Below are 9,063 nucleotides of genomic sequence, written 5' to 3'. Positions count from 1 at the left end.
AGGTGAGCGTGCCGGCCGCGGCGCCGCCGGTGCCGCCGGAGACCGGCGCGTCGATCGACGGCAGGCCATGCTTGGCTGCGATCGCGTGAGCCTTGCGCGCCGATTCGACATCGATGGTCGAGGAATCGATGAGCAGCGCGCCTTTCTTGGCCTTCGGCGCAATGTCCTCGTAGACCGACAGCACATGCTTGCCAGCGGGAAGCATGGTGATGACGACATCGGCGTCCTTCACCGCTGCGACTGCGTTGGCCATCACAGTGACGCCGTGCTCTTTCGCTACCGTCAAGTTCTCGGGAACGAGATCGAAGCCCAGCACGGCATGGCCCGCCTTGACCAGGTTGGCGGCCATCGGATTGCCCATATTGCCGAGGCCGATGAAGGCGATGGTTGCCATCGTTTTCTCCCGAATTGTTACCGTCAGCGGCCGATCAGCGTGCGTGCGATGATGACGCGCATGATCTCGTTGGTGCCTTCGAGGATCTGGTGGACGCGCAGGTCTCGCACCAGCTTCTCGATGCCGTAGTCGTGCAGGTAGCCATAACCGCCATGCAGTTGCAGCGCCTGGTTGGCGACGTCGAAGCCGATATCGGTGACGAAGCGCTTGGCCATCGCCGACCATTTGCCGGCATCGGGCGCCTTGCGGTCGAGCTTCGCGGCGGCGGCGTAGAGGAAGATGCGGGCGGCCTGCAGCTCCGTCTCCATGTCTGCCAGCCTGAACTGCAGCGCCTGGAACTGGTTGATCTTCGAGCCGAAAGCCTTGCGCTCGGCGGTATAGGCAAGCGCCTCGTCGAGCGCCGACTGCGCGCCGCCCAGCGAGCAGGCGGCGATATTCAGCCGGCCGCCGTCGAGCCCGGCCATGGCAATGCCGAAACCGGCGCCTTCGCCGGCGAGCAGGTTCTCGGCCGGCACCTTACAATCCTCGAAGATCACCTGACGGGTCGACTGCATGTGCCAGCCCATCTTGTGTTCGTTGGCGCCGAAGGAAAGGCCGGGCGCATCCTTCGGCACGACGAGGGTCGAAATGCCTTTCGGCCCGTCGCCGCCGGTGCGCGCCATCACGACATAGAGATCGCTGTCGCCGGCGCCGGAGATGAACTGCTTGGCGCCGTTCAAGACATAGTCGTCGCCTGTCTTCACCGCCCGCATCTTCAGCGCCGCGGCATCCGAGCCTGAACCTGGCTCGGTCAGGCAATAGCTTGCCAGCCATTCCATCGAGGTCAGCTTCGGCAGGAAGCGCTGGCGCTGCTCGTCGCTGGCGAAGCGGTCGATCATCGAGGCCGCCATGTTGTGGATCGAGATGAAGGAGGAGAAGGCCGGATCGGCGTGGGCGAGCGCTTCGAAGATCAGAACCGCATCGAGGCGGCCGAGCGCCGAGCCGCCAACATCGTCGCGGACATAGATGCCGCCGAGCCCGAGCGGCCCGGTCTCGCGGATCACATCGGCGGGGAAGTGCTTTGCCCGGTCCCAGTCGAGCGCGTTCGGCGCCACGCGATCGGCCGCGAAAGCCTGAGCCATCTCCTGGATGGCGCGCTGTTCCTCTGTGAGTTCGAATTGGCCAGTGCCCGCATCGACTGCCGCGTCCATGGCGTGCTCCCTGTCGTTTCAGGCCTTATGGCCTGTCGTTTTTGGCTTTGCGCGCCGTTCAATCTAGACCAATGATGCCGCCGCGCAACCCGGCCCCCTGCGGACCGGCTGTGCATGGAATGATCAACGGAGCCTTGCGTGCCGACAGTCTTCGATCAGTTGCTGGACCGGTTCCACTTCTATCTCGCCGGCGTCGACAGCGATCTGGTCGCGGACGCGGTCGCGTGCATTGATTGGCACATGCCCTTTCGCCCGCTCAAACCGCACACTCTCGACTGCCTTCGCCATCTCGATCGCATCGCGGAACTTGCGCCGCGGGACGCCAAGCCGTTGACGCAATTCGTGGCCGAGCATCGGGACGAGCTGCGCTGGGGGCAGACCTATACCGCTTCCGATTTCGGCCAGGCCTTCATCGACAATTATGGCTGGCTGGAAGTGTTCGGCACGCGCGGGCATTTCGTCAATGACGCGATCGCGGCCGGTTTGCTGATCCTTGGGCCCGGCATCGTCTACCCCGACCATCATCACATCGCCGAGGAGGTCTATATTCCGCTGACCGGCGGCACGGAATGGCGCATGGGCGAGGGCGGTTTTCACGTTCGTGCGGCCGGCGAGGTCGTCCACCACGCGTCCGACGTCAGCCACGCCATGCGCACCGGCAAGGAACCGTTGATGGCGCTGTATATCTGGCGCGGCGGACCGCTGGCGCAGAAGTCGATCATCGGCTCGGAGGGCGGGAACTGATGGCCAAAGCGATCATGCTGCAGGGCACCGGCTCGGATGTCGGCAAGACCGTGCTGGTGGCGGGGCTCTGCCGCGCGGCGCAGAACCGCGGATTGAAGGTCAGGCCGTTCAAGCCGCAGAACATGTCGAACAACGCCGCCGTCGCCGACATTCCGGGCGACAACAGGACGGGCGGCGGCGAGATCGGCCGTGGGCAATGGCTGCAGGCGCTGGCCTGCGGGGTTAGGCCGACCGTGCACATGAACCCCGTGCTGCTCAAGCCGCAGAGCGATATCGGCTCGCAGGGGGGGGGGCAGGGCAAGGGGTTCGGCGAGGCGCGGGCACGCGATTACCAGGCAATGAAGGGCCGGCTGATGGATGCGGTGCTGGAGTCCTGGGCGAAGGTCGGCGAGGGCGCCGACCTCGTCATCGTCGAAGGCGCCGGCTCGCCGGCCGAGATCAATCTCCGCAGCCACGACATCGCCAATATGGGCTTTGCGACGCGCGCCAACTTGCCGGTGATCCTGGTCGGCGACATCGACCGCGGCGGCGTCATCGCCTCGGTCGCCGGCACGCATCTGATCCTGCCGGAGGAAGACCGGTGCATGATCGCCGGCTATCTCATCAACAAGTTCCGTGGCGACGTCTCCCTGTTCGACGAGGGCATAAGCGCAATCAACAAATTCACCGGCTGGCGCTGCTTTGGCGTCGTGCCCTGGCTGAAGGCGGCTGCGCGCCTGCCGTCCGAGGATTCGGTCGTGCTAGAGCGTCTCGCCTCCGGCGAGAGGCAGGCGCTGAAAGTGGCAGTGCCGATGCTGGCCCGCATCGCCAATTTCGACGATCTCGACCCGCTCAAGGCCGAGCCCCAGGTCGAGGTGGTGTTCGTGCCGCCGGGCAAGAAGCTGCCGGAGGATGCGGGGCTGGTGGTCATCCCGGGCTCGAAGTCGACGATCGGCGATCTGATAAAATTCCGCGAGAACGGCTGGGATCGCGACCTCATCGCCCATCGCAAGCGCGGCGGCCATGTGGTCGGCATCTGCGGCGGCTATCAGATGCTGGGCCGGAGGGTAACCGATCCAGACGGTATCGAAGGCAGTGTCAGGGAAGTGGAAGGCCTCGGCCTGCTCGACATCGAAACGGTGATGGAGCCGGAAAAGACGGTGCGCAATTCAAACGCCCGTTCGGTGCAGTTCGGCTTGCCGCTCGAGGGCTACGAGATCCATCTCGGCCGCACCACCGGTCCGGATACGGCGAGGCCATCGGCGATCATCAACGGCGTCGAGGATGGCGCGGTGTCGGCCGACGGCAAGGTGATCGGCACCTATCTGCACGGGCTGTTTTCGGCGGATGCCTTCCGCGCCGCCTATCTGGAGAGCCTTGGCGTCAGAAGCGGTGGCATCGACTACCGCGCCGAGGTCGAGAAGGCGCTGGACGAGGTCGCGGCCGAGCTGGAGGCCCATCTCGACTGCGACGCCATCTTTGATCTCGCGCGCTGAGATTCAGGCTTTCTCCCCGGCCTTGGGCCAATAGGTGCCGAAGGACCAGACATTGCCTTCCGGGTCGAGGCAGGTGAACTCGCGGCTGCCGTAGTCGCGGTCGACCAGTTCCTGAATGATTTTGGCGCCGGCTTTCTTGGCCTTGGCATAGGCGGCATCGGCGTCGTTGACGGCAATGTAGATCGACTTGCCGCCACCGCCGCCAGGCTCCCCGACCATCTTGCCGTAATCGTCGTCGCGGGCCGTGCCCAGCATGATCATCGAGGAACCGAAGGTGAGCTCGGCGTGATGGACGACATCGCCTTCGCCGTAGCGGGCGCGTGTTTCGAAGCCGAAGGCGTCGCATAGCCAGTCGATCATCTTGGCCGCGTTCCTGTAGCGCAAGGCGGGATAAATACGTGGTGCTTCCGTTGCCGTGGGCATGACAAACTCCCTGGTGACTTGATGGAAGCCAGCCTCGGGCAAAAGCGTTCCGGTGTCTTGAAGAAATGTTACCTGCCGCAGACAGCACCCTAGAGCGGTTCGCGTTTCGGAAACGCCGAACCGCTCTATCTCTTTGTTTTTACGCAATTCCGGACGGAAAACCGTTTCACACTTTTCCTGGAATTGCTCTAAGCCAGCGCGGCGAGCGTGGTCGGTGTTTCGCCGGCGAGCTGGCGGAATTCGTGCACGAGATGCGCCTGGTCGGCATAGCCGCAATCGGCGGCGATGCCGGCCCAGTCGTCTTCCTGCCGCTTCGATAGCGAAAGCGCGCGGTTGAAGCGCACGATGCGGGACAACGTCTTCGGGCCGATGCCGATCGCGTCGGAGAATTTTGCCGCGAGGTGCTTGCGGCTCCAGCCGAGTTCTTCGGCAAGCGCCGAAATCCGGGTGCGGCCGCCCGATGCGATGAGCGTCCTGTAGGCCCAGGCGACTTCGGTCGAATGCGCATTCGCCTCCGCAAGCCGGTTGGTGATGAAGCCCTCGGCAATGGCAAAGCGCGTGTCCCAATCCGGTGCTTCGCCAAGCCGTTCTCGCAATGCAATGCCCTCGAAGCCCAGCGCATCGTCGAGGCCAACCATGCGGTCCCGCAGCTCGCTCATCGGCACGCCGAAGAACTGCCTGGCGCCGAGCGGCGTGAAATTGACCTGGACACAGCAGGAGCCGCCGAAGGATTCGATCACGACAGGACCGGCATAGAGGCCGGCGGCGAAGCTGGCGAAACGGTCGTTGTCGCCTGGGTCGCGGCCGAGCCCGATGGCGAAGGCCTCGGCGAAGCTGATCACCAGCGGCACGGTCAGCGAGGCATATTCGACGATGCGGAAATGGCCGAGACATATCTCGCGGTAGCCGCAGATATCGGTGACAATGCCTGCGAGCGAGGCGGCGGGCTCGCGCCGGACCATCTCGAAATGGAGGGCTGGGGACCGATTGTCTTGTCGATGGCGCTCTGTCTCGTCGGACATCGGTTGAGCCTAGCAGACCATGCCCTCAAATCAAAAGCGCCCGGCGGGGCCGGGCGCTTCGAGTTGCCAGAGATTGCCTAAAGCGGTTCACGCAATTCCGGACGGAAACCGCTACACACTTTTCCTGGAATTGCTTTCAGGCGCCGCGCATCAGGCAACCGGCGGCGAGCACGATATAGGCGATGAGCATGATCCACACCGCCGCAAGAGGAATGAACGCAAGCAGGCCAAGAGCGGCGAGAAGGCCGATGATGGCGATGACCAACGAAATAATGAACACGATTTGGGTAGGTGCACTGAGATTCATGTCTGGTCCCTCCAACATGATTCGCAACACCCGAATTCTACCAGCAGGGGCGTCACACACCAATTAGCTGGCGTAGGGGATTGGTTGGATCGGCCAGGAGCTTGACCGCCAGCGCCACGCACACGACCACCAGCAGCGGCTTGATCAGTTTCGCGCCGATCTTGATGGCGAGGCTCGCGCCAAGGCGTGCGCCGAGGAACTGCGCCACGCCCATCATCAGACCGATCTTCCAGTCGATGACGCCGACGGCGGCGAAGACGACGAAGCCGCCGATGTTGGAGGCGAAGTTGAGAAGCTTGGTGTGCGCGGTCGCCTTGAGCAGACCGTAGCCGGCAAGGGTGACGAAGGCGAGCATAAGGAATGAGCCCGTGCCTGGGCCGAACAGACCATCGTACAAGCCGATGGCAGGCACAATCGTAAGCCCGAACAGAAGCGGAGACAGGCGTTCTGCGCGGTCGACGTCGTTCATGTTGGGTTTGAACGCGAAGTAGAGAGCGATCGCGATCAGGAGAACCGGCAAGAGGGCGCGCAGGAAATCGCCGGGCACGACCGTCGCCAGCAGGGCGCCGATGGCACCGCCGACAAGGGCCAGCAGCGCGGAAGGCAGTTGCCGACGCAGATCGACCTGGCCATTCGCGGCATAGTGGATCGTGGCCGAGCCGGAGCCGAACATGCCCTGCAGCTTGTTAGTGCCGAGCGCTGCGACCGGCGAAAAGCCCGCCAGAAGCAGTGCCGGGATGGTGATCAGGCCGCCGCCGCCGGCGATCGAATCGACGAAGCCGGCCGCGAAAGCGGCAGCAGTGAGTATGAGGACAGTCTGCAGCGTAAGGTCGATCATCGGCTGTGGATCAAGGCGAGGGGGAGCCGCAGCTTCCATCATGCCTGCCCAGTTTGCGCAAGACCGATTCCACGCTAGATCGGTTCACCGTTTCACGGAAACGCCGAACCGCTCTATTTCTTTGTTCTCACGCAATTCCGGACGGAAAACCGCTTCACACTTTTCCTGGAATTGCTCTAACAATCAGACCGGAAACGCAAAGGGAGGCTTATGGCGATGGCGCTGCTCGACCAGATACGCTCGATCTTCGACGGCGACCCGGGCGTTCGCAAGGTCGCGGACGATCCGGTGCTGTCGGCGGAGCTTTTGATGCTGTTCCGCATGATCCTGGCCGACGGCTCGGTCTCGGAGAGCGAGATGGTCGCCTTCCGGCGCATCTGCAAGGAAGCCTTCGGCATTCCCGAAGCCTCGATCGACAGCGTCATCGAATATCTCAACGACTACGGCTACGAGACCAACGGCTCGCAAGCGATCGCGCTGTTCCGCGACCTCGATGTCGAGCGGCGCAAGCTGCTTGCGCGCCATATGGCAGAGATCGCCAAGGCGGATTCAAAGTTGGCCGAGAGCGAAGTGAAGCTGCTGCGTCGCACGCTCGACCTGCTCGACATCAGCCCCGTCGACGTCGTTAAGCCGGAGAGCTGAAAGGCGCCGCTCACCCCTGTTCCTGCATACGCCGCGCGATCGCGCGGTGAAGGTCGGGCGCAGCCGCGACCAGCGCCTGCGTGGCTTCCGAGCGCGGGCTGTCGAGCACCTCGGCCGTCCTGCCTCGCTCGACGATCTTGCCTTCATGCATGACCAGCACCTCGTCGGACATGGCGCGGGCAACCGTCAGGTCGTGCGTGATGAAGAGGTAGGCGATGCCGAGCTTCTGATTGAGCTCGGCGAAGAGGTCGAGGATCTGGGCGCGGATCGAGACATCCAACGCCGAGACCGGCTCGTCGGCCACCACCAGCTTCGGGCGGGTGATGATGGCGCGGGCGATCGACAGGCGCTGGCGCTGGCCGCCAGAGAATTCATGGGGATACTTGTCCATGTCGCGCCGGCCGAGCCCGACTTCGTCGAGCGCATGCGCGACCATCTCGCGGCGCTCGATCCTGGCCGGTTGCTTCTCCAAAAGATGCAGCGGCTCGGCCACCAGTCTCTCGACCTTCTGGCGCGGGTCGAAGGAGCCGTAGGGGTCCTGGAACACCACCTGCATGTCGCGCCGGGCCGGCCTCAACACTGCCTCCGCCTTGCCGGTGATGGTCTCGCCGCGAAACCGGATCGCGCCGGCCGTCGGCTTGTCCAGCGCCAGGATCATACGGGCAAGGGTGGACTTGCCGCAGCCGGAACGGCCGACGAGGGCCACCGATTGGGCTGGCTCGATGGTCAGCGAGACGTCGTCGACGGCACGGATCGGCTCTGCCGGTCTGAACAACGATTTGCGCCGGCCCGGATAATCCCGGCTGATGCTTTCGACCTCGAGCAAGGGCTTTGCCGAACCGGCAGGGTGCGTTTTAGGCCGCGCCGGCACATGCATGGAAGCCAGCGCCAGCTCACGCGTGTAAGGATGCGACTGCTTCGACAGCGTGCGGGCGGTGTCGCCGGCCTCCATCACCTCGCCGTGGCGCAGGATGGTCAGGCGATCGGCCATCTCGGTCACCACCGCGAGGTCGTGCGAGATGAGCAGCAGGCCCATGCGGTTTTCGCTTACGAGGTCGCGCAGCAGGTCGAGGATCTGCGCCTGCAGCACCACGTCGAGCGCCGTCGTCGGCTCGTCGGCGATCAAGAGCTTGGGCTTCAGCGCGCAGGCAATGGCGATGACGACGCGCTGGCGCTGGCCGCCGGACAGTTCATGCGGGTAGCGCGACAGCGGGAATTTTGCTTCCGGCAGGCCGACGCGGTCGAGCATTTTGCGCGCGCGTTCCTCAGCCTCGGCGCGGCCAGCCTTGGTGTGCCAGCGAATGCCTTCGGCCACCTGCTCGCCGATCGTCTTGACCGGATTGAGCGCCGTCATCGGCTCCTGGAAAACCATGCCGATATCGTCGCCGCGCAGCGCGCACATCTGATCCTCGCTCGCGCCGAGGATGTCGATGCCGTCAAAGGCGACGCGCCCATCGGCGCGCGCCAGATGCGGCAGAAGCCGCATCACGGTCAGCGCCGTCATCGACTTGCCGGAGCCGGATTCGCCGACCAAGCCGACCACTTCGCCGGGCGCGATGGCGAGGTCCACGGCTTTGAGGATCGGCGTCTCGCCGATGACAAGCGACAGGTTCTCGATCTCGAGCAGGCTCATCGCTGCCGCCGTGATTTCGGGTCGAGGATGTCGGCGATGCCGTCGCCGAGCAGGTTGAGCCCAAGCACGGTGATGACGATCGCCATGCCGGGAAAGATCGCCATCCAGGGCGCCGTCACCATGCGGGTCTGGGCGTCGAACAGCATGCGGCCCCAGCTCGGCATCGGCGGCTGTGCGCCGAGGCCAACATACGACAGCCCGGCTTCGGCGAGGATGCCGAGCGCGAACTGGATCGTGCCCTGGACCAGCAGCAGCGTGGCGATGTTTGGCAGGATGTGCTCGACGGTGATCTCAGTCATGCCCTTGCCGGCGGCGCGCGCGGCGAGGATGAACTCGCGCGGCCAGATCGCCAGCGCGCCGGCGCGAGCGACGCGCGCGAAGACCGGTATGTTGAA

At 64.4% G+C, this 9,063-nt stretch carries 11 protein-coding genes; 3 read left to right on the top strand and 8 right to left on the bottom strand.

Features of this window, described 5'->3' with window-relative positions; genetic code table 11:
- Together DH10_RS26170 and DH10_RS26165 are read right to left on the bottom strand one after the other, a co-directional pair.
- Positions 1–409: prephenate dehydrogenase/arogenate dehydrogenase family protein (locus DH10_RS26170; RefSeq protein WP_425515378.1), on the bottom strand; the 409-nt coding region annotated here is incomplete at its 3' end.
- An 8-nt stretch (positions 410–417) separates the two neighbouring features.
- The gene (locus tag DH10_RS26165) at positions 418–1,584 is read right to left on the bottom strand and encodes an isobutyryl-CoA dehydrogenase (RefSeq protein ID WP_192253034.1); all 1,167 of its coding nucleotides are present in this window, start codon (positions 1,582–1,584) and stop codon (positions 418–420) included.
- 138 nt (positions 1,585–1,722) lie between these two features.
- Between DH10_RS26165 and DH10_RS26160 the strand changes: the two genes are divergently transcribed.
- Together DH10_RS26160 and DH10_RS26155 are read left to right on the top strand one after the other, a co-directional pair.
- Positions 1,723–2,328: a dimethylsulfonioproprionate lyase family protein gene (locus DH10_RS26160; RefSeq protein WP_192253037.1), complete on the top strand. Its 606-nt coding sequence runs from the start codon at positions 1,723–1,725 to the stop codon at positions 2,326–2,328.
- Positions 2,328–3,803 (top strand): cobyric acid synthase, encoded by a 1,476-nt coding sequence (locus DH10_RS26155; protein WP_192385524.1) that lies wholly within the window; start codon positions 2,328–2,330, stop codon positions 3,801–3,803. Before DH10_RS26160 ends, DH10_RS26155 begins: the two co-directional genes overlap by 1 nt.
- Positions 3,804–3,806: 3 nt before the next feature.
- On the opposite strand, the gene DH10_RS26150 is transcribed toward DH10_RS26155, so the two are convergent.
- The 4 genes from DH10_RS26150 to DH10_RS26135 all read right to left on the bottom strand — a co-directional run bounded on the left by DH10_RS26150 (position 3,807) and on the right by DH10_RS26135 (position 6,393).
- On the bottom strand, positions 3,807–4,226 hold the full coding sequence (locus tag DH10_RS26150) for a VOC family protein (protein ID WP_192253042.1): 420 nt from the start codon (positions 4,224–4,226) through the stop codon (positions 3,807–3,809).
- 188 nt (positions 4,227–4,414) lie between these two features.
- Positions 4,415–5,248, bottom strand: a complete 834-nt coding sequence (locus DH10_RS26145) for a helix-turn-helix domain-containing protein (RefSeq protein ID WP_192253045.1) — start codon at positions 5,246–5,248, stop codon at positions 4,415–4,417.
- Positions 5,249–5,384: 136 nt separating this feature from the next.
- The gene (locus DH10_RS26140) at positions 5,385–5,555 is read right to left on the bottom strand and encodes a hypothetical protein (protein WP_126093321.1); all 171 of its coding nucleotides are present in this window, start codon (positions 5,553–5,555) and stop codon (positions 5,385–5,387) included.
- A gap of 52 nt (positions 5,556–5,607) precedes the next feature.
- Entirely contained in the window at positions 5,608–6,393 is a 786-nt protein-coding gene (locus tag DH10_RS26135) for a TSUP family transporter (RefSeq protein ID WP_192253048.1), read from the bottom strand.
- Between the two features lie 210 nt (positions 6,394–6,603).
- Between DH10_RS26135 and DH10_RS26130 the strand changes: the two genes are divergently transcribed.
- Entirely contained in the window at positions 6,604–7,035 is a 432-nt protein-coding gene (locus DH10_RS26130) for a TerB family tellurite resistance protein (RefSeq protein ID WP_126088709.1), read from the top strand.
- Between the two features lie 10 nt (positions 7,036–7,045).
- On the opposite strand, the gene DH10_RS26125 is transcribed toward DH10_RS26130, so the two are convergent.
- On the bottom strand, positions 7,046–8,668 hold the full coding sequence (locus tag DH10_RS26125; RefSeq protein WP_192385523.1) for an ABC transporter ATP-binding protein: 1,623 nt from the start codon (positions 8,666–8,668) through the stop codon (positions 7,046–7,048).
- Positions 8,665–9,063 (bottom strand): ABC transporter permease (locus DH10_RS26120; protein ID WP_192385522.1); only part of this gene is annotated, 399 nt, incomplete at its 5' end. The genes DH10_RS26120 and DH10_RS26125, both read right to left, overlap by 4 nt.

Origin of the sequence: Mesorhizobium silamurunense, from assembly GCF_014843825.1 — a bacterium.
Classification (GTDB): domain Bacteria; phylum Pseudomonadota; class Alphaproteobacteria; order Rhizobiales; family Rhizobiaceae; genus Mesorhizobium; species Mesorhizobium silamurunense.
Note: the sequence above shows the minus strand (reverse complement) of the source record. Positions and strands in the feature narration are given on the sequence as shown.

What these genes read in the sequence shown, in the direction of transcription:
- DH10_RS26165 (WP_192253034.1), bottom strand. Translation starts at nt 1,584, where the DNA reads ATGGACGCGGCAGTCGATGCGGGCACTGGCCAATTCGAACTCACAGAG.
- DH10_RS26155 (WP_192385524.1), top strand. Translation starts at nt 2,328, where the DNA reads ATGGCCAAAGCGATCATGCTGCAGGGCACCGGCTCGGATGTCGGCAAG.
- DH10_RS26150 (WP_192253042.1), bottom strand. Translation starts at nt 4,226, where the DNA reads ATGCCCACGGCAACGGAAGCACCACGTATTTATCCCGCCTTGCGCTAC.
- DH10_RS26145 (WP_192253045.1), bottom strand. Translation starts at nt 5,248, where the DNA reads ATGTCCGACGAGACAGAGCGCCATCGACAAGACAATCGGTCCCCAGCC.
- DH10_RS26140 (WP_126093321.1), bottom strand. Translation starts at nt 5,555, where the DNA reads ATGAATCTCAGTGCACCTACCCAAATCGTGTTCATTATTTCGTTGGTC.
- DH10_RS26135 (WP_192253048.1), bottom strand. Translation starts at nt 6,393, where the DNA reads ATGATCGACCTTACGCTGCAGACTGTCCTCATACTCACTGCTGCCGCT.
- DH10_RS26130 (WP_126088709.1), top strand. Translation starts at nt 6,604, where the DNA reads ATGGCGATGGCGCTGCTCGACCAGATACGCTCGATCTTCGACGGCGAC.
- DH10_RS26125 (WP_192385523.1), bottom strand. Translation starts at nt 8,668, where the DNA reads ATGAGCCTGCTCGAGATCGAGAACCTGTCGCTTGTCATCGGCGAGACG.